18 protein-coding genes are annotated in these 17,904 nt (G+C 72.0%); 8 read left to right on the top strand and 10 right to left on the bottom strand.

The window, feature by feature from the left end; genetic code table 11:
* Nucleotides 1-60 precede the first annotated feature (60 nt).
* The gene (locus ABD285_RS15370; RefSeq protein ID WP_344203339.1) at nt 61-462 is read right to left on the bottom strand and encodes an SRPBCC family protein; all 402 of its coding nucleotides are present in this window, start codon (nt 460-462) and stop codon (nt 61-63) included.
* A 23-nt stretch (nt 463-485) separates the two neighbouring features.
* On the opposite strand from ABD285_RS15370, the gene ABD285_RS15375 reads away from it, so the two are divergent.
* Entirely contained in the window at nt 486-1,001 is a 516-nt protein-coding gene (locus ABD285_RS15375; RefSeq protein ID WP_284254750.1) for a gluconokinase, read from the top strand.
* Here ABD285_RS15375 and ABD285_RS15380 read toward each other — a convergent pair.
* The gene (locus ABD285_RS15380; protein ID WP_344203342.1) at nt 998-2,308 is read right to left on the bottom strand and encodes a mannitol dehydrogenase family protein; all 1,311 of its coding nucleotides are present in this window, start codon (nt 2,306-2,308) and stop codon (nt 998-1,000) included. The genes ABD285_RS15375 and ABD285_RS15380 overlap by 4 nt on opposite strands.
* Nucleotides 2,309-2,364: 56 nt before the next feature.
* Nucleotides 2,365-3,765, bottom strand: coding sequence for a glucuronate isomerase (gene uxaC, locus ABD285_RS15385; protein ID WP_284254748.1), 1,401 nt, complete (start codon nt 3,763-3,765; stop codon nt 2,365-2,367).
* 89 nt (nt 3,766-3,854) lie between these two features.
* Here uxaC and ABD285_RS15390 point away from each other — a divergent pair, with 89 nt between their 5' ends.
* Complete coding sequence (locus ABD285_RS15390) at nt 3,855-4,925, top strand: Gfo/Idh/MocA family oxidoreductase (RefSeq protein ID WP_344203345.1); 1,071 nt, start codon at nt 3,855-3,857, stop codon at nt 4,923-4,925.
* Nucleotides 4,926-4,938: 13 nt separating this feature from the next.
* Here ABD285_RS15390 and ABD285_RS15395 read toward each other — a convergent pair whose 3' ends face one another.
* The 5 genes from ABD285_RS15395 to ABD285_RS15415 form a co-directional block, all read right to left on the bottom strand.
* Nucleotides 4,939-5,823, bottom strand: a complete 885-nt coding sequence (locus tag ABD285_RS15395; RefSeq protein WP_284254745.1) for an ABC transporter permease — start codon at nt 5,821-5,823, stop codon at nt 4,939-4,941.
* Entirely contained in the window at nt 5,820-6,725 is a 906-nt protein-coding gene (locus tag ABD285_RS15400; RefSeq protein WP_284254744.1) for an ABC transporter permease, read from the bottom strand. Before ABD285_RS15400 ends, ABD285_RS15395 begins: the two co-directional genes overlap by 4 nt.
* Nucleotides 6,722-7,870 (bottom strand): ABC transporter ATP-binding protein, encoded by a 1,149-nt coding sequence (locus tag ABD285_RS15405; protein ID WP_344203349.1) that lies wholly within the window; start codon nt 7,868-7,870, stop codon nt 6,722-6,724. The genes ABD285_RS15400 and ABD285_RS15405 overlap by 4 nt, the downstream gene beginning before the upstream one ends.
* Nucleotides 7,867-9,066 (bottom strand): extracellular solute-binding protein, encoded by a 1,200-nt coding sequence (locus ABD285_RS15410; RefSeq protein WP_344203352.1) that lies wholly within the window; start codon nt 9,064-9,066, stop codon nt 7,867-7,869. Before ABD285_RS15410 ends, ABD285_RS15405 begins: the two co-directional genes overlap by 4 nt.
* A 102-nt stretch (nt 9,067-9,168) precedes the next feature.
* The gene (locus ABD285_RS15415; RefSeq protein ID WP_344203355.1) at nt 9,169-9,903 is read right to left on the bottom strand and encodes a GntR family transcriptional regulator; all 735 of its coding nucleotides are present in this window, start codon (nt 9,901-9,903) and stop codon (nt 9,169-9,171) included.
* A 64-nt stretch (nt 9,904-9,967) separates the two neighbouring features.
* On the opposite strand from ABD285_RS15415, the gene manD reads away from it, so the two are divergent.
* The 3 genes from manD to ABD285_RS15430 are packed head-to-tail and all read left to right on the top strand — an operon-like array spanning nt 9,968 to nt 13,432.
* Nucleotides 9,968-11,179 carry a D-mannonate dehydratase ManD gene (manD, locus tag ABD285_RS15420; protein WP_284254739.1) on the top strand — a complete coding sequence of 404 codons (1,212 nt, stop codon included), beginning with the start codon at nt 9,968-9,970 and terminating at the stop codon, nt 11,177-11,179.
* Between the two features lie 25 nt (nt 11,180-11,204).
* Nucleotides 11,205-12,263 (top strand): Gfo/Idh/MocA family protein, encoded by a 1,059-nt coding sequence (locus ABD285_RS15425; protein ID WP_284254738.1) that lies wholly within the window; start codon nt 11,205-11,207, stop codon nt 12,261-12,263.
* Entirely contained in the window at nt 12,260-13,432 is a 1,173-nt protein-coding gene (locus tag ABD285_RS15430) for a Gfo/Idh/MocA family protein (protein ID WP_284254737.1), read from the top strand. The genes ABD285_RS15425 and ABD285_RS15430 overlap by 4 nt, the downstream gene beginning before the upstream one ends.
* A gap of 9 nt (nt 13,433-13,441) precedes the next feature.
* On the opposite strand, the gene ABD285_RS15435 is transcribed toward ABD285_RS15430, so the two are convergent.
* Nucleotides 13,442-13,873: an Lrp/AsnC family transcriptional regulator gene (locus ABD285_RS15435; protein WP_344203361.1), complete on the bottom strand. Its 432-nt coding sequence runs from the start codon at nt 13,871-13,873 to the stop codon at nt 13,442-13,444.
* 102 nt (nt 13,874-13,975) lie between these two features.
* On the opposite strand from ABD285_RS15435, the gene ABD285_RS15440 reads away from it, so the two are divergent.
* Together ABD285_RS15440 and ABD285_RS15445 are read left to right on the top strand one after the other, a co-directional pair.
* Nucleotides 13,976-15,004: an ornithine cyclodeaminase gene (locus tag ABD285_RS15440; RefSeq protein ID WP_344203363.1), complete on the top strand. Its 1,029-nt coding sequence runs from the start codon at nt 13,976-13,978 to the stop codon at nt 15,002-15,004.
* A gap of 50 nt (nt 15,005-15,054) precedes the next feature.
* Complete coding sequence (locus ABD285_RS15445; RefSeq protein WP_284254736.1) at nt 15,055-15,822, top strand: SDR family NAD(P)-dependent oxidoreductase; 768 nt, start codon at nt 15,055-15,057, stop codon at nt 15,820-15,822.
* A gap of 18 nt (nt 15,823-15,840) precedes the next feature.
* Here ABD285_RS15445 and ABD285_RS15450 read toward each other — a convergent pair whose 3' ends face one another.
* Nucleotides 15,841-17,223: an NAD(P)/FAD-dependent oxidoreductase gene (locus ABD285_RS15450; protein WP_344203365.1), complete on the bottom strand. Its 1,383-nt coding sequence runs from the start codon at nt 17,221-17,223 to the stop codon at nt 15,841-15,843.
* Nucleotides 17,224-17,278: 55 nt separating this feature from the next.
* Here ABD285_RS15450 and ABD285_RS15455 point away from each other — a divergent pair, with 55 nt between their 5' ends.
* Entirely contained in the window at nt 17,279-17,842 is a 564-nt protein-coding gene (locus tag ABD285_RS15455) for a histidine phosphatase family protein (RefSeq protein ID WP_284254735.1), read from the top strand.
* Nucleotides 17,843-17,904 lie beyond the last annotated feature (62 nt).

The following is a 17,904-nucleotide window of genomic DNA, read 5'->3' on the forward strand; positions in this document are numbered from 1 at the left end:
GATTGGGACCGGTCACTCGGGATCATAGCGGCACGATGCGGCGCGCCCGGGGTGTGCCGATCAGCGTTGCAGGATGTCGCGCAGACGCGTCAGGTCGGCCTCGACAGCCGCGGCGTCGGCGTCGAATGCGGCCGCATCCGCGCCGTCGCGGCGGAAGACCGTGAACACCACCTCGCTGCCGTCGCCGTTCGGCATGACCCGGAACGGGTTGTGCACGACGGTGCCGTCGGGCAGCGACACGTCGTGATCGAGCACGCCCAGGTCGTTGCCGGGTGCGAAGCGCACCACGACCTCCCCCATCGGCGAGTCGGCCACCCAGCTCGCGCCGTCGTCGTCCGGCCGGATCCCGGCCGCGAGACCGGCGGCCCACTCGGGCAGTCGGCGGGGGTCTCCGGCATAGCGGACGACCTCCGCGACCGGCCGGTCGATCGAGACGGAGACGTGCCGCGCTTCCCAGATCATGGCGCCACCGTACGCTCGGGGGGGTGACCTCCCTGCCGTCTGCACGTCCGCCGATCATCGTCATGGGCGTCTCCGGCAGCGGCAAGTCGACGATCGGCGAGCTGCTCGCGACGCGGCTCGGCATGCCCTTCGTGGATGCCGACGGCCTGCATCCCGCGGCGAACAAGGCGAAGATGGCGGCCGGCATCCCCCTCGACGACGAGGATCGCTGGCCCTGGCTCGACGCGGTCGGCGCCCGGCTCGCGGGGGCCCCGACCCCCGTCGTGGCGTGCTCGGCGCTGCGCCGCCGCTATCGCGACCGACTGCGCGCCACCGCGCCGGACTCGGTGTTCGTGCACCTCGCCGGCAGCGAGTCGCTCATCGCCCAGCGGCTGGCCCACCGGCACCACGAGTACATGCCCGCATCGCTGCTCGACTCGCAGTACGCCACCCTCGAGCCCCTGGACCCCGACGAACGCGGCTTCGCGGTCGACATCGGCGCGGGCGCGGACGCCCTGGTCGACCGGATCGTGGCCGGCCTGAGCGGCCTCCCCGCCTAGCCTCCGGCGCCCGCCGCCGCGTCGTCGACGGCGCGCTGGATCTCGTGCCGAAGGCCGGCATCGTCCGCGAGCCGCGGATCGATCAGGCGCAGGAGGCCGGCGGTCGATCGGTCCTCGATCCTCGGCAGCGCGGCATCCGGCAGCTCCACGCCGCGCTGCTGCAGGGCGACCCACGCGGCGATCGCCGCCATGCTCGCCGCGCCCGGGCGACCCGCGGCCCGCTCGGCCACGAGCGTGGGCACGATCCGGAGCCGGAGCTTCGTCGAACCGTCGGCGGCGATCCGGACGAGCCGGTCGCCCAGTCGCCGGTTCGAGAAGCGCTCGAGCAGCGCAGCGCGGTATCGGTCGAGCTCGAGCTCGTCCGCCCTCGGGAGATGGCGCTCGGCCTCGTCCCACGCGGCGGCCACGCGGCGGGCGAGCACCTCGTCGGCGATGGCGTCGGGCACCGTCTCGTGCCCGCGCAGCAGGCCGCCGTAGGCGAGCAGGCTGTGCGCGCCGTTCAGCAGGCGCAGCTTGCGCAGCTCGAACGGCTCGATGTCGTCGACGAACCGGGCCCCGGCGCGTTCCCATGCCGGTCGACCGACGGGGAAGTCACCGCTCAGCACCCAGTCGCGGAAGGGCTCCGCGACCACCGTGGCCTCGTCGCGGAGGCCGATCAGCCGGCTCGCGATCTCGCGGTCGTCGTCGGTCGGGGCGGGCGCGATCCGGTCGACCGAGGTGGACACCACGGCGACCGATGCGAGGATCCACGCCGCGAGCCGCGGGTCGACCCGATCGGCGAGTGCGACGAGGGCGTTGCGGACGAGGGCGCCGTTGCCCGGCATGTTGTCGCACGGCACGATCGCGAGCGGACCGGACCCGGCGCGCCGCCGGGCGCGGAGCCCCGCCAGGATCCGGCCGAGCGCCGTGACGGGTGGCAGCTCGGCTTCGGTCTGCGCGGCGAGCGTCGCGAGGTCGGCCGCGACGCCCGGATCCTCGAGGTCGGGGGCGCCGTCGGCACGCAGCCGGTAGCCCGCCTCGGTGATCGTGATGGTGATGAGCGCCGTCGCCGGTGCGGCGACGAGCTCGATGAAGCGCGCGAGGTCGGCGCCGTCCGCGGCCTCGACGATGCTGCGGACCACCGTCGCACGGTCGCCGGCCGCCGAGCGCTCGAGCAGCGTGTACAGGCCGTCCTGCTCGGCCAGCACGGTCGCCTGCCGCGGTCCCCGGCCGGTGAACGCGGCGATCCCCCACTCCCCCGCCGGGTCGGCCTCGTGGGTATACCAGGCCTGGTGCGCGCGGTGGAAGGAGCCGAGCCCGACATGCACGATCCGGATCGGCGCGGTCGGCCTCCCTGGGAGGGTCGCGCGGCTCAGACGGGCCGTCACAGCTTGAACACCCGCCGCGGCTGGTCGCGCACGAGGTCGACGATGATCCGCTCGGCGAGCTCGCGCGGCATCCGGCCCTCCCCGACGAGCCGCGCGAGGTGGGCGGCGTCGAGCCGGCGCGACATGTCGTGCCGCGCGGGGATCGAGAGGAACGCCCGGGTGTCGTCGATGAAACCCGAGCCGCGCGAGAAGCCGGCCGTCTCGGTGACGGCCGCACGGAAGCGCAGCACGGCATCCGGCGCGTCGAGGAACCACCACGGCGCGCCGATGTAGACGCTCGGGTAGTAGCCGGCGAGCGGGGCGAGCTCCCGCGAGAACGTCGACTCGTCGACCGTGAACAGCACGAGATGGAAGCCCGGCTCGTTGCCGTAGCGCTCGAGCAGCGGGCGCAGCGGCTCGACGTAGGAGACCGGCACGGGGATGTCGTGCCCCATGTCGGGCCCGAAGCGCTCGAGCGTGGGTCGGTCGTGGCCGCGCAGGATGCCCGGATGGATCGTCATGACGAGCCCGTCGTCGACGCTCATGCGCGCCATCTGCAGCAGCATGTGCCCGGAGAACACGCGTGCCTCATCGGCCTCCAGCGCCCCCGCGCGACCGCGCTCGAACAGGGCCGCCGCGTCCGCGTCGTCGAGCTGCACCGTCAGCGGCCGCGCGACGCCGTGGTCCGCGGAGACGGCGCCGTGCTCGACGAAGTGGGCTCGGCGGGCCGCGAGCGCCGCGAGGTAGCCCGCGTAGGTCTCGCGCTCGCCGGTGAGCTCGGCGAGCCGGGCCACGCGCTCGGCCCACCCGGGTGCGGTCGGGTCCAGGTACGCGTCGGGACGGAAGGTCGGCACGACGCGGCCCCGGAATCCGGCGTCCGCGGCGAGCGCCGCGTGCGGCGCCAGGTCGTCGAGCGGATCGTCGGTGGTGGCGAGCACCTCGATGCGGAAGCGGTCGAACAGCGCCCGCGGCCGGAACGCGTCCGTCGCGAGGGCGCTGCCGATGAGGTCGAACAGCCGGTCGGCGTCGGCGGCGTCCGGGTGCTCGGTCACCCCGAACACCTCGCCGAGGGTCGTCTGCAGCCAGTAACCGGATGCCGTGCCGGCGAACAGCTCCCAGTGCGCGCAGAACGTGCGCCACACCTCGCGCGGCGCCGCGACCGCACCGCCGCCCGGGATGCCGAGCTCGCCGAACGGCACTCCCGCGGCGTGCAGCAGCCGCGTCACGTAGTGGTCGTACCGGATGAACAGCTCGGCGGCGTCGTCGAAGGGCCGGTCGTCGACGAGGATGCGCGGGTCGACATGCCCGTGCGGCGAGACGATGGGCAGTTCGGCCACGCTCGCGTAGAGCTCCCGCGCCACCGCACGGGTGGCTGGGTCGACGGGGAGCAGCCGGTCGGGGTGGTTCACGAGTCGCACGGTGAGAGCCTCCTCCGGTCCGGTCGGCGGCGCACGTCGACCGCGGCACGCGCTCCGCACGCGGGCACTGATATACTAGTATTGATTTCGTGGCCACCCGCACGCGCTTCGCGATCATCGGCACCGGATTCCGTGCCCGCGCCTTCCTGCGACTCTCGGCCGCCCTCCCCGAGAGCCTCGAGGCGGTCGCGGTGCTGAGCCGGCATCCGGCCGCGGCTCGTCACGACCCGGAGCTCGCCGGCCTCGTGGTCCACGACCTCGACGCCCTGCTCGCACGCGAGCCGGCGTTCGTCCTCACCGCCGTGGCGGCGCAGCACAACGTCGAGACCGCCGCCGCCCTCCTCGAACGCGGCGCGCCCGTGCTCGCGGAGACGCCCGCGTCCCCCGACATCGCCGGCCTGCACCGGCTCTGGCGGCTCCCGGGTGCGGCGCGCATCCAGGTCGCCGAGCAGTACCCGCGCCACCCCATGACGGCGGCCCGGCTCGCGGCGATCCGCGCGGGCCGCATCGGCACGCCCACCTCCGCCGTCGTCTCGATCGCGCAGACCTACCACGCCATCGCCGTGCTGCGCGCTGCGCTCGATGCGGGTTTCGGCGAGGCGGAGGTGTGCGCGCACGTGCAGCACGCTCCCCTCGTGGCGCCGCGCACCCGCGCCGGGTGGACGCACGACGACGCCGAGCACGACACCGCGTCCGTGCTCGCGACGCTCGACTTCGGCGGCGCCGTGGGCGTCTACGACTTCACCGACGGGCAGACCCGCAACCCGCTGCGTTCATCCCGTTTCCTGGCCCGCGGCAGTCGCGGGGAGATCGCCGACGACCGGGTGACCACGCTGGTCGACGCCACCACGGTCGTCGAGTCGACCCTCGTGCGTCGCGTCACCGGGGCCGATCGCGACTTCGAGGCGCCCGACCTCGAGCACATCGCGCTGGACGGGGAGGTCGTCGTGCGCAACGCCGCCTCCGGGGCCCGGCTCTCCGACGACGAGATCGCGATGGCCGAGCTGCTCACGGCGATGGGACGGTTCGCCACGGATGCCGGACCGGCGCCGTACCCGCTCGCCGAGGCGGCGCAGGATCAGCTCCTGGGACTCGCGGTCGAGAGCGCGGCTGCGACCGGCGAGCCCGTGCGGGTCGACCGCGCCCCCTGGGCGAGCTGACCGCCCCGGCCGTTCACCGCACGCGCGTGCGTCCTCCCGCGGCCGCGGTCGTGGGATCGACGAAGCGCAGCGAGATCATCAGCAGGATGAGCGTGGTCAACGCGTAGACCACCGCCATCGTCTCGATCTCCTGCAGCGAGACGATGCCCGATTGGGTCGCCGCCGCATACAGGGCGATGACCAGCGTCTGGCTGTCGGGGCCGGCGACGAGGAACGTGAGCTCGAACTGGCCGACGACCCGCACGAGGATCAGCACGCCCGCGGCGAGGAGTCCCGGCACCATGAGCGGGGCGAGGATCCGGCCGAAGACCTGGATCGTGCCCGCCCCCGACATGCGCGCCGCCTGCTCGACGCGCGGGTCGATCTGCTCGACGAACGGGATGAGCACGAGCACGGCGAACGGGATGCTCGGCACGAGGTTGACGATGATCACCCCGACGAGCGTGTTGTTCAGCTGCAGCGCGTAGACGAGCGTCGCGAGCGGGATCGCGTAGGTGAACGTCGGGATCACCTGCGGGAGCAGGAAGAGACCCAGCAGCAACCGCTTGCCCGCGAACGACTGGCGCGCCAGCACGTACGCGGTCGGGATGCCGATGGCGAGCGAGATCACGACCACCACGATCGCGACGACCACCGTGTTGCCGAGCAGCCCGCCGACGCCGAAGTCCTGCCAGGCGGCCGCGTACCACTTGGCCGTGTACGAGGCCGGCAGCCAGCCGCTGCCCGTGCGATCGGCGAACGAGCCGATGACCACCACGGCGACCGACGCGACGAGCACGACGATGAACAGCCACAGCACCACCCAGGTGAGGCTGCCCATGAGGCTCGCCCGGCGGCGCGGACGGCGATCGTCCGGCGCCGACATGGGCGCCCGGGGCAGGACCGTCGAGGTCGTCATCCCTTGCCTCCTGCGGTCGATCCGCGGTACAGCCGTCCGCGGATGAGGAACACGATCGCGAGCACGATGAGCTGGGCGACCGCCATGATCACGGCCGTCGCCGAGGCGTTGGCGTAGTTGCCGTTCGAGTACTCCTGGTAGGCGACCTTGGAGAGCACGCGCGTCGGACCGGCGTCGTTGCCGAGCAGGGTCGCCGACGGGAACACGGCGAAGGCGAGCACGAACGACAGCGCGAACGTGATCGTGATGCCGGGCAGCAGCAGGGGAAGGTCGATGCGCCAGAACCGCTGCGTCGGCCCCGCGCCGAGGATCGACGCGGCCCGGTCGAGCGACGGGTCGATGCCGGCGGCGAAGCCGAGCATGAGGAGGAAGGAGAACGGGAATCCGGTGAGCACGAGGGCGATGAGCACGCCGGTGAAGTTGCCCGTGAGGCGCAGCGGCTCGTGGATCAGGTTGAGCATCAGCAGCAGCCGGTTGAGCCAGCCGGCCGGGCCGAGCAGGGTGTTGAGCGCCTCGGCGACGAAGACGCTGCCGAGCGTCATCGGGATCATCACGATCGCCGTGAGCACCCGCACCCCGCGCACCCCGCGGCGCAGCCGCCAGGCGATCGGCACCGCGAGCACGAGGCAGATGAGCGCCGAGGGCAGGGCGAGGGCGAGCGTCGTCCAGAGCGTCTGGAAGCTCCCGGAGTCGTGCGGGAACTGGTTCGTGAAGAAGTCGAGGTAGGCCGAGATACCACCGCTTCGCCCCTGGAACGAGAGATTCAGGCCGTAGATCACCGGGTAGATGAAGAAGACCACCATGAAGAGCACGCCCGGCAGCACGAGCCAGACCGTCGGGGTGTAGCCGCGCGCGCGGATCCAGGAGCCGAGATCCCGGCGCTCGGCCGCCGAGGTCGTCACGCCGGCACTCCACTCGCGGCGAGCTCGGCCTCCGCGGCGGCGGCGCGCGCGGCGCCGTGCGGCGCGTCCTCGCCGTAGACCCGGATGCTCTCCGCCGCGATCGAGGCGACCGCGGCGGTGCCCGGCTGCAGCAGGGTCTCGGAGTATCCGAAGACCGTCGTGCCGCCCGCGGTCTGCGCCTCGACCGCGAACACCCTGCCCTGGTACTCGCTCACTCGCACGGTGACCGGGATGGCGTTGGCGCGCGCCTCACCCGGCGCCGCGTCCGCTGCCGCGATGGTCACGTCGTCGGGTCGCACCATCGCGACCGCGTGCGGGGCACCGCCGAGGCGGTCTCCGGCATCCGCGACCACGAGCGAGGCGTCGCCGATGTCGATCCGGCCGTCGCGGCCCACCCTGCCGTCGATCGCGTTGCGGTAGCCCACGAACGCGGCCACGTAGATGTTGTCCGGGCTCTCGTAGACCTCCTGCGGGGCCCCGGTCTGCTGCACGACGCCCTCGCGCATCACGACCAGCCGGTCGGCGAGCGAGAGCGCCTCGGCCTGGTCATGGGTGACGTAGATCGTCGTGAGGCCGAGATCCTGGTGCAGCAGGCGCACCTCGGTGCGCATGTCGATGCGCAGCTTGGCATCGAGGTTCGACAACGGCTCGTCCATGAGCACGAGCCGGGGCTCGGTCACGATCGCGCGGGCGATCGCGACGCGCTGCTGCTGGCCGCCGGAGAGCTGCGAGGGGCGCTTGGCGGCCTGCGATCCGAGCTGCACCATGTCGAGCGCCTTCTGCACGCGCTCACGCCGCTCGGCCTTGCCGACGCGGCGCAACGACAGACCGAACCCCACGTTGTCGGCGACGCTCATGTGCGGGAAGAGGGCGTAGTTCTGGAAGACCATGCCGAAGTCGCGCTTCTCGGGCGGCACGTGGTCGAGGCGGACGTCGTCGAGCCAGATCGAGCCGGCGGTGGGCTCGAGAAGGCCGGCGATGAGGTTCAACGCGGTGGACTTGCCGCACCCGGAGGGGCCGAGGAGGGCGACGAACTCGCCCCCCTCGATAGACAGGTTCAGGTCGTCCAGGGCGGCGAAGTCGCCGAACCGCCGCGACAGCCGCTCGAGCCGCAGCTCGCGGAACCGGCCGCCTCCGGAGCTCACTTCTGCGACCCGATCAGCTGGTTCCACTTGTCGTACATGGCCTGCACCTTGTCGCCGTTGAGCGGCAGGGTGGTCCTGGCCTTGTCGAGCTTGCTGAACAGGCTGAGGCCGTAGTAGCTCTTCGCCGCGGCCTGCACGTCGGGAGCGGCCATGCTGAGCTCGACCCCCTTCGCCGGGAAGACGTTCGACGTGGCGTAGCCCTGGGCGGCGTGCTGCGGCTTCAGCAGCCAGCTCGCGAGCGCCAGGTCGACCGTGATGTGGCTGGCGGGCACCCCCTTGGGCACGGCGATGAAGTGACCATCGCTGCTCAGGATCGGGTGGTCGAACGCGTAGATGCCGTACGAGCTGCCGAGCACCTTGGTGCTGTGCTCCAGCAGGTCCCAGCCGGCCTCGGACGCTGCGAGGTCATAGGTGCCGTCGCCGAGCCCGACGAACGTCGGGCTGGTGCTCGAGGGGTAGCGGGCGATGTACTGGTTGAGCTCCTTGAGGTAGGCCCAGGTCTTGTCCCAGCCGTTGATGGGGTCGCCCGGATCCTTGTCCTTGAGCATGTACGGCAGCGCGTCGATGAACGCGTTCGCCGGTCCGGATCCGCTCGTGGGGTTCGCGTAGACGAACTTGCCGGGGTTCGCCTTCGCCCACGCGAGCAGTGCCTGCGGCGTCTTGGGCGGATCGGTCACCTTCGCCTTGTTGTACGCCCAGATCGGGCCGGCCCATCCGCCGCCGCTGGTGATGACGCCGTAGCCGTTCGCGAGCGTCGAGAAGTCCTTCGCGGCCGGGGTGAGCGTCTTGTCGAGGTCCGGCAGGTGGGAGCTGTAGGTCGGGAGCACCTTCACGAGCTGCTTCTGACCGGCCATCTGCGCGAGCGCGAGCGGGCCGGTGAGGATCATGTCGATGTCGACCCGGCCCGCCTGCTGCTCGGCCTGGACCTTGCCCACGACATCCGGAGCGGAGCCCGTCTCGAACTGGATGCTGTCGACGAGCTTGGGGTTGGCCTTCGCGAACGCCTGGATGATCGGCTTGCTCGTGTTCAGGTCGCCCGAGACGTCGAGGATGTGCAGGGTGATCGGGCTCGAGGGCTTCGGAAGCGAGGTGCTGGTCGGGCCGGCGGCGGTGCGGTGGCTGGGCGCGCTGCAGCCCGCGAGCGCGGTGACGAGGAGCGCTGCTGCCGCGAGGATCGCGGCGGATTTGATCTTCATTGATGGCCTCTTCCTGGGTACTGCGGCGTACGGGGGGTCGGAATCGCGTACTACCATACATGCATATTTGAAGCCGTCAACAAGCAGGGCGACATGACCGCATCAGGCGCGAGGGCGTCGGGCGAGGACGATCGGCGTCTCGCCATCGTCGAACATCTCCGGATGCTCCGTGCGGATGGTCTTGATGTCGCTGAAGACGAGTCGGAGATGATCGCGGAGCGCATCGTCGGCGCCCGACACGTCGTGGGCGGCGAGCCGGTCGATCACCGAGCTGTGCTGATCGATGAGGATCCGCAACTGCTGCGTGAGCGTGAGCGACAGGCGCCGCGCCCGGTCGAGCTGCGACTTCGCCTGACCCACCAGGGGCCACGCCGCCTCGTGCCCGCTGGCTTTCATGAGCGCGGCATGGAAGGCATCGTCGAGCCGGAAGAACGTCTCGTGATCGTTGCCGGCCTCCGCCTGGTTCTGGGCGTCGATCATGCCGCGCAGCTCTCCGAGCGCGGCGGGCGAGATGGCGTCTCCGCCGTTCACGAGGGCGGCCCGCTCGAGCGCCTCGCGGACGAACTGCGCCGAGGCGGTGTCGGACTCGCGGATGCGCGAGACGAACGTGCCGACCTGCGGAACGACATCGACGAGACCCTCCTCCGCGAGGAGGATGAGGCTCTCGCGAACGGGCGTGCGGGACACGCCGAGCTTGCCGGCGAGGTCGCTCTCCGACAGGGGCTCCCCCGGAGCGAACTCGAGCTCGATGATCCGCTGCCGCAGGATCTCGTGGACGATCGCCCGCGCGCTGCGCGAATTCGCGCGCATCGCGTGCACATTTCCGGTGGCCATCATCTCCGGCATTATCCGGGCTCCGTCCGGGTTGGTACAACACTTGGATGGTAGTATGGTGCCTCGCATGAAGATCGTCGACGCCCGCGTCGTCGTCAGTTCTCCGGGCCGCAACTACGTGACGCTCGTGATCGAGACCGCCGACGGCACGATCGGCGTGGGCGACGCGACCCTGAACGGCCGCGAGCTGGCGGTCGCGTCCTACCTGCGCGACCACGTGTGTCCCCTGCTGATCGGGCGCGACGCCCGCCGCATCACCGACACGTGGAGCTACCTGTACCAGGGCGCGTACTGGCGCCGGGGCGGGGTGGGCATGGCCGCGATCTCGGCGGTCGACATCGCCCTGTGGGACCTCAAGGGCAAGGAGGCCGGCCTGCCCGTCTACCAGCTCCTGGGCGGCGCGGCGCGCGACGGCGTCATGGTCTACGGGCACGCGAGCGGCCAGAACCTCGACGACCTCGACGCCTCCATCCAGCTCTTCCTGGACCGCGGCTACCGTGCCGTCCGCGCGCAGGCGGCGGTGCCCGGCCTCGACCACACCTACGGGATCGGCCCCGCGCACGACGGCGCCTACGAACCCGCGAACGCGGAGCTGCCCGAGGAGGAGGTGTGGGACACCGCGCGCTACCTGGAGTTCGCACCGCGGATGCTCGCCCACGTGCGCGAGCAGTTCGGCTTCGGCTTCCACCTGCTGCACGACACCCACCATCGCCTGTCGCCCATCGAGGTGGCGCGACTCGGACGCGATCTCGAGCCCATGCGCCTCTGGTGGCTCGAGGACCCGACCCGCGGTGAGGACCCGACGGCGTTCCGGCTGATCCGCTCCCACACGACGACGCCGATCGCCGTGGGTGAGGTCTTCAACACGATCTGGGACTTCCAGCAGCTGATCACGGAACGGCTCATCGACTACGTGCGCGCCTCGGTCTCGCACGCGGGCGGGATCACGCACCTGCTGCGGATCTTCTCGCTGGCCGACCTGTACGGGGTCCGCACCGGATCGCACGGCCCGACCGACCTGTCGCCGATCTCGCTCTCCGCGGCCCTCCACGTCGACCTCGCGGTGCCGAACTTCGGCATCCAGGAGTACATGCCGTTCCCGTCGCCGGCCGACGAGGTGTTCCGGTGGAGCTACACCTTCGCCGACGGCTACCTGCACCCCGGCGACGCCCCGGGGCTGGGCGTCGAGTTCGACGAGGAAGCCGCCGCACGCCATCCGTACCGCCCGCGCTACCTGCCCGTCAACCGGCTGGCCGACGGCTCGATGCACGACTGGTGACCCGCTCCCCGCAGAAAGGACGACGATGACCCTGTCATCCGGCGCCCCGGTCCGCTTCGCGGCCGTGGGCTTGGACCATGCCCACGTCTTCGCGCAGATCGAGGGGCTCCTCGCGGCGGGCGGCGAGCTCGTCGGGATCGCGAGCGACGACCTCGAGAGCGACGTCTCCCGGGAGGTGCGCCGCCGGCATCCGGAGGTGTCGGTCGCCTCGAGCCCGTCGGAGCTGCTCGCGCGCGACGACGTCGAACTCGTCGTGACGGCCGCCGTGCCGGATCGACGTGCGCCGATCGCGCTCGAGGCCATGCGATCCGGCAAGGACGTCGTCACCGACAAGCCGGGGTGCGTCACGCTCGACGAGCTCGACCGGCTCCGGACCGCGGTGGCGCAGACCGGCCGATTCTGGTCGGTGACGTTCTCGGAGCGCTTTGAGGTGCGCGCGGTCGCCCGTGCCGGCGAGCTCGTGCGCGCCGGACGGATCGGTACGGTCGTGCAGACGCTCGGGCTCGGCCCGCATCGGATCGGCGACCGCGGCCACCTCGCCGGCGGGAGCGGACGACCCGCCTGGTTCTTCGATCCCGCCCGGTACGGCGGCATCATCACCGACATCGCCTCGCACCAGATCGATCAGTTCCTCTGGTTCACGGGATCGACGACGGCCGAGGTCGTGGCGAGCACGGTCGGCAACTTCGGCAGCCCCGAGCACCCGGCGTTCCAGGACTTCGGAGAGGTGCTGCTCCGCAGCGACCACGCGCAGGGCTACGTGCGCGTGGACTGGTTCACGCCGCAGGGGCTGCCGACCTGGGGCGACGGCCGGCTGGTGATCCTCGGAACCGAGGGCTACCTGGAGCTGCGCAAATACGTCGACATCGCCGGTCGCGACGGCGGTGACCACCTGTTCCTGGTCGACGACGAGCAGACCACGCGCGTCGACTGCTCGGACGTCGAGCTGACCTACTATCCCGACCTGCTGCGCGATGTGCGCGATCGCACCGAGACCGCCGCGCCGCAGGAGCACACCTTCGAGACGATGCGTCTCGCCCTGACGGCCCAGGAGCGGGCCGCCGTCCGAGGAGGAGCACGATGACCCCCGAGTCCCGCACCGACCGCCTGCCGGTCGCCGTCGTCGGCGGCGGCGCGATCGGCCCGCGCCACGCGCAGGCCTACGCCGCCACGGGCCGCACCGACCTGGTCGGGGTCGTCGACACCGTCGCCGAGAGGGCGCGCGCCTTCGCCGCCGAGTACGACACGGCCGCCTTCACCTCGGTCGACGAGCTGCTCTCGGCCACCGCGCCACGGCTCGTCTCGGTCGCCACCCCGCCCGGGTCGCATCTCGACGTCGCCCGGGAGCTGCTCGACGCCGGCACGTCGATCATCGTGGAGAAGCCGCCCGTGCTGAGTCTCGCGCAGCTCGACCGGCTCGCGGATCTCGACGAGCGCAGCGCCGGGTCGGTCAGCGTGGTGTTCCAGCACCGGTTCGGCTCGGGTGCCGTGCGGGCACGGGAGCTCCTGCGCGGCGGCGAACTGGGCACCCCGTACTTCGTGCTCTGCGAGACATCGTGGTACCGGGCCCGGAGCTACTTCGACCCGGAGTGGCGCGGCACCTGGAGCGGCGAGGGCGGCGGACCGACGCTCGGCCACGGCATCCACCAGATCGACCTGATGCTGCACCTGCTCGGACCGTGGCGCACGGTCGACGCGAGCACCTTCCGGCTGGACCGCCCGGTCGAGTTCGAGGACGTGTCGCTCGCGACGGTCGTGTTCGAGAACGGGGCCGTGGGATCCGTCATCAACAGCCTGCTCTCACCGCGTGAACTCACCCGGGTGCGCATCGACACCTCGGAGGGCAGCCTCGAGGTGAACCACCTGTACGGGTACTCGGATCGCGACTGGACCTTTTATCCGGTACCCGGGGGCGCGCAGTCGCTCACGCCGGGGGCCGACGCCGGGCGTGACTCGGCGGCGTCCGGCGACCTGTGGTCGCGGACCGCCGGGGAGGACCTGCCCAGCAATCACGAGGCGCAGCTCGCCCGGCTGGTCGACGACGTGCTCGCCGGCCGGACGCACGAGGCGACGGTGGCGAGCAGCCGGCCCACGATGGAGTTCGTGACCGCCCTGTACGCGTCGGCCTTCACGGGACGTCCCGTCGACCGGGCCGAGCTCGTGCCCGGGCATCCGTTCTACGACCGGCTGGACGGCGGACTGGCGCAGCCGGAGATCGACGAGATCGTCGTGAGCGGGCGCCGGCCGAGCTGAGCCCGTCGCCTACCGGAGGACGGAGCTCAGCAGCAGGCTCGTCTCGCTGTTGACGACGCCCTCGATCGACCGGATCCCGCCCAGCACCCGGTCGAACTCCGCGAGATTCGCGACCCGCAGCTCGGCGACGAGGTCCCACCCGCCGTTGGTCGTGTGCAGCGCGGTGATCTCGGGAAAGCCCCTCAGGCGCCGGATGACGGCGTCCGTCGTGCGTCCCTCCACCTCGATGAGCGACATCGCCCGGATCGCGTCGAGCTCGGTCTCGTCGCGCACCTGCACGGTGAAGCCGACGATCACCCCGTCGGCCGTGAGGCGGTCGATGCGCGCGGTGACCGTGGCCCGCGCGACGCCGAGCCGGCGCGCGAGCTCGGCCAGCGGCATCCGGCCGTCCTCGCGGAGCGCGGCGAGGAGGCGGCGATCGAGTTCGGTCAGCGCGGCCATGTGCAGATCGTACAATCTGGATGCGCAGATCGTCATGTCATGCGCGTTCCGGTGCCCGGTGTGGTCGTGGCGGTCGCAGATCGCCCGGCCTACCGTTGATCCATGACCGACTTCGTCGACGTGCGCAGCATGGTGCGCTGGATGCTCGAGAGCGGCGTCGAGCGGCTCATCACGCGGATGTCGGCGTACGTCGAGGACGACTTCCGGCGCTGGGAGACCTTCGACAAGACCCCGCGGATCGCCAGCCACACCCCCTACGGGGTCATCGAGCTCATGCCGACGAGCGACTACGAGACCTACTCGTTCAAGTACGTCAACGGCCATCCTTCGAACCCGGCTCGCGGCTTCCAGACCGTCACCGCGTTCGGCGTGCTCTCGCAGGTGCACAACGGCTACCCCGTGCTGCTGGCCGAGATGACGCTGCTCACGGCGATGCGCACCGCCGCGACCTCGGCGATGGCGGCACGCCACCTGGCGCGGCCCGACGCGAGCCGGATGGCGCTCATCGGCGCCGGCAGCCAGTCCGAGTTCCAGGCGCTCGCCTTCCGGGGCGCCCTCGGCATCGAAGACCTGGCGGTGTGGGACACCGACCCGGATGCCGTGTCGAAGCTCGAGCGCAACCTCGCGCCGCTCGGCTTCCGCATCGAGCGGGCGGCATCCGGACGCGACGCCGTGCGCGGCGCCGATGTCGTGACGACCTGCACGGCCGACAAGGCGCTCGCCCGCGTGCTGGAAGACGCCTGGATCGAGCCGGGCATGCACCTCAACGCGATCGGCGGCGACTGCCCCGGCAAGACCGAGCTCGACCCGGCGATCCTGGAGCGCGGCGACGTCTTCGTCGAGTACACGCCGCAGACGCGGATCGAGGGCGAGATCCAGCAGCTGGGCCCGGACTCCCCCGTGACCGAGCTCTGGGAGGTCGTGGCCGGTCGCCGCCCCGGCCGCACCTCGCGCGATCAGCTGACGATCTTCGACTCGGTGGGCTTCGCGATCGAGGACTTCTCCGCACTGCGGTTCCTGCGCGACGAGGTGACCGGCACCTCCTACACGGCGGCGCTCGACCTCGTCGCGGAGCCCGACGACCCGAAGGACCTGTTCGGCCTCGTCGCCGCGATGGCGCCGGTGGGCTGAGCCGCTCCGCCCGCTAGCGTGGACCCGCCGACGACGACGGGAGACACCGGATGACCAGCACGGCCGAAGATCTGACCGGACGGGTGGCGGTGGTCACCGGCGCCTCACGCGGGATCGGACGCTCCGTCGCGCTCGAGCTCGCCCGACGCGGGGCCGACATCGGACTCGGGCTGCGCGACGCCGCCGACGACAATGGCGTCGCCGACGAGGTCCGGGCGCTGGGGCGGCGGGTGGCGAGCGTCGCGATGGACGTCACCGACCTCGCGCAGAGCCGGGCCGGGCTCGACGCCGTGATCGGCGAGCTGGGCGGCCTCGACATCCTGGTCAACAACGCCGGCGGCGGCGTCATGGGCGACGCGATCGACCTCACCGAGGAGCAGTTCGAGTCGGTCTGGGCGTTCAACACCCGCTCGACGTTCTTCCTCTCCCAGCACGCCGCGCGGCACTTCCGCGACAACGGCGGCGGGGCGATCGTCAACATCGCCTCCCAGGCGGGGCTGGTGGCGCTGCCGGGCGAGTCCGCCTACTGCACCGCGAAGGCGGGCGTGATCCACCTCACCCGGTGCCTCGCGGTCGAGTGGGGCGTGCTCGGCATCCGGGTGAACGCCGTCGCGCCGACGTTCGTCGAGACGGACGGAACCGAGCCCGCGCTCTCCGACCCCCACTTCCGCGCCGATGTCGTCGAGCGCATCGCCGCGCTGCATCGCATCGGCTCGCCCGACGAGGTCGCGACGGCGGTCGCCTTCCTCGCCTCTCCCGCGGCGTCGCTGATCACGGGCGAGACCATCGCCGTCGACGGGGGCTGGACCGCTCGCTGAGCATCCTCGCAAGCGGGGTCAGTGCCGACCCGCGACGAGATCGGCGACCCGCGCGAGCGGCGACGTCGTCGCGCGACCGCGCAGCTCGGCCCGGTCGGCCGCGCCGTACGCCCCGTAGATCGCCTGCACCGCGAGCCAGCGCAGCGGTTCGAACTCCCACCGTCGCGCCCGATGATTCACCCACGGCAGGCGGGTGATCGCGGTGTCACGGCCGGTGATGAGATCCGCGAGGGTGCCCCCCGCGAGGTTGGTCGTCGTGACGCCGGTGCCGACGTACCCGCCGGCCCAGGCGAGCCCCGACGAGCGATCGAAGGAGACCGTCGCGGCCCAGTCCCGGGGCACGCCGAGCACGCCCGACCAGGCGTGCTCGATCCGGGCACCGCGCGTCGCGGGGAAGAACCGGGTGAGGACCTCGGTCAGATGCCGCACCGTGCGCTCGGCCGTGCCGCCGTCGTGGTCGACGCGTGACCCGTAGCGATAGGGAACGCCGCGGCCGCCGATCGCGATCCGGTCATCCGCCGTGCGCTGGGCGTACATGTAGACGTGCGCCATGTCGCCGAGCGTCTCGCGACCCTCCCAGCCGATCTCATCCCAGACCTCGGGGCCGAGCGGCTCGGTCACCACGAGCGACGAGTTCATCGGCAGCCAGGTGCGGTGCTCACGCCGGAGCCCGGCCGTGAACCCCTCGGTCGCGCGCACCACGACCGGTGCCGAGACGGTGCCGCGCGGGGTGACCGCCGTGCCCGGCCGGATCTCGTCGACGCGGGTGCCCTCGTGGATCGTCACGCCGAGGCGTTCGACCGCGGCGGCGAGGCCCCGCGCGAGCTTCGCCGGCTGGATGCGGGCGCAGTGCGGATGCCACCATCCGCCGAGCGTGCCGCTCACCCCGACGCGCGCCGAGCTCTCCGCCGCCGTCAGCAGCACCGAATCGTCGCTGGACCAGGTCTGCGCCTCGCGCGCGGCCGCCACCAGCCGCGCCTGCTGCGCCGGCGTGTACGCGACCTCGAGCTCCCCGCCCTTCTGGATGTCGGCGTCGATCCCCTCGGCCGCCGCGACGCGGATGACCTCGTCCACGGTGACGTCCATCGCCCGCTGGAAGTCCTCGACCGCCGCGCGACCGTGGCTCGCCGCCCACGTCTGGCGACCGCCCGTGATGTCGTGCGTGAGCCATCCGCCGTTGCGCCCCGACGCACCGAATCCCGCGAACCGCGACTCGAGCACCATGATGTCGAGAGAGGGGTCGATCTTCTTGAGCGCGTACGCGGTCCAGAGGCCCGTGTATCCGGCGCCCACGATGCAGACGTCGGCACGGCGCGAACCGTCGAGGGGCGCGCGCTGCGGCCCGGGGCCGCCGATCGACGACCACCAGAACGAGACGCCGCCGTTGACCGGAGTGCTCATGCGTCCACAGTGGACCATGACCCTCGCGTGCGGGTACTCACCCTAGAGTCGGGGCATGCCGTACGAGCTCCCGCACGCCGGCCAGACGCTCCTCCTCGGCCGGCACGCGCGGACCGCGCTGAACGCGGCCGGACGCATCCGGGGGCGGAGCGACCCGGCTCTCGACGAGACCGGGCTCGCGGAGGCGGCGGCCATGGCCGAGCGGCTCTCCGGCAGCGGAGTCGAGGCCGTGGTCACGAGCCCGTTGCAACGCGCGAGGGTCACCGCCGAGACCGTGGCCGCGCGGCTCGCCATCCCGGTCCGTGTGGACGAGCGTTTCACGGACCGCGACTTCGGCGAATGGACCGGGCACCTCATCTCCGAGGTCGAAACGCGGTGGGGATCCCTCGGTGCGGCGCCGGGCGTGGAACCGGAGGCCGACGTGCTCGACCGGACTCTGCCGGCGCTCGACGACGCCCTCCGCTGGAGCGCCCCGATTCTCGTCGTCACGCACGATGTCGTGATCGAGCCCCTGACCGAGCGGCTGACCGAGGGCGGCGGGCGCCTCACGGTGCCGACGGGCGGGTGGGTCGAACTGCGCCGTGCGGACCGCGGGCCCTGGCGTCACATCGCGCGATAGGCGATCGGCGGCATCCGGGACGGACCCGGGCCTGCGAGGATCCCCACGCAGGTCCGGGTCGA

The sequence above is a fragment of the Pseudolysinimonas kribbensis genome (assembly GCF_039531715.1).
In the GTDB taxonomy this organism is placed as follows: domain Bacteria; phylum Actinomycetota; class Actinomycetes; order Actinomycetales; family Microbacteriaceae; genus Pseudolysinimonas; species Pseudolysinimonas kribbensis.

What these genes read in the sequence shown, in the direction of transcription:
- ABD285_RS15370 (WP_344203339.1), bottom strand. Translation starts at nt 462, where the DNA reads ATGATCTGGGAAGCGCGGCACGTCTCCGTCTCGATCGACCGGCCGGTC.
- ABD285_RS15395 (WP_284254745.1), bottom strand. Translation starts at nt 5,823, where the DNA reads ATGACGACCTCGACGGTCCTGCCCCGGGCGCCCATGTCGGCGCCGGAC.
- ABD285_RS15410 (WP_344203352.1), bottom strand. Translation starts at nt 9,066, where the DNA reads ATGAAGATCAAATCCGCCGCGATCCTCGCGGCAGCAGCGCTCCTCGTC.
- ABD285_RS15415 (WP_344203355.1), bottom strand. Translation starts at nt 9,903, where the DNA reads ATGATGGCCACCGGAAATGTGCACGCGATGCGCGCGAATTCGCGCAGC.
- manD (WP_284254739.1), top strand. Translation starts at nt 9,968, where the DNA reads ATGAAGATCGTCGACGCCCGCGTCGTCGTCAGTTCTCCGGGCCGCAAC.
- ABD285_RS15425 (WP_284254738.1), top strand. Translation starts at nt 11,205, where the DNA reads ATGACCCTGTCATCCGGCGCCCCGGTCCGCTTCGCGGCCGTGGGCTTG.
- ABD285_RS15430 (WP_284254737.1), top strand. Translation starts at nt 12,260, where the DNA reads ATGACCCCCGAGTCCCGCACCGACCGCCTGCCGGTCGCCGTCGTCGGC.
- ABD285_RS15435 (WP_344203361.1), bottom strand. Translation starts at nt 13,873, where the DNA reads ATGGCCGCGCTGACCGAACTCGATCGCCGCCTCCTCGCCGCGCTCCGC.
- ABD285_RS15440 (WP_344203363.1), top strand. Translation starts at nt 13,976, where the DNA reads ATGACCGACTTCGTCGACGTGCGCAGCATGGTGCGCTGGATGCTCGAG.
- ABD285_RS15445 (WP_284254736.1), top strand. Translation starts at nt 15,055, where the DNA reads ATGACCAGCACGGCCGAAGATCTGACCGGACGGGTGGCGGTGGTCACC.
- ABD285_RS15450 (WP_344203365.1), bottom strand. Translation starts at nt 17,223, where the DNA reads ATGAGCACTCCGGTCAACGGCGGCGTCTCGTTCTGGTGGTCGTCGATC.
- ABD285_RS15455 (WP_284254735.1), top strand. Translation starts at nt 17,279, where the DNA reads ATGCCGTACGAGCTCCCGCACGCCGGCCAGACGCTCCTCCTCGGCCGG.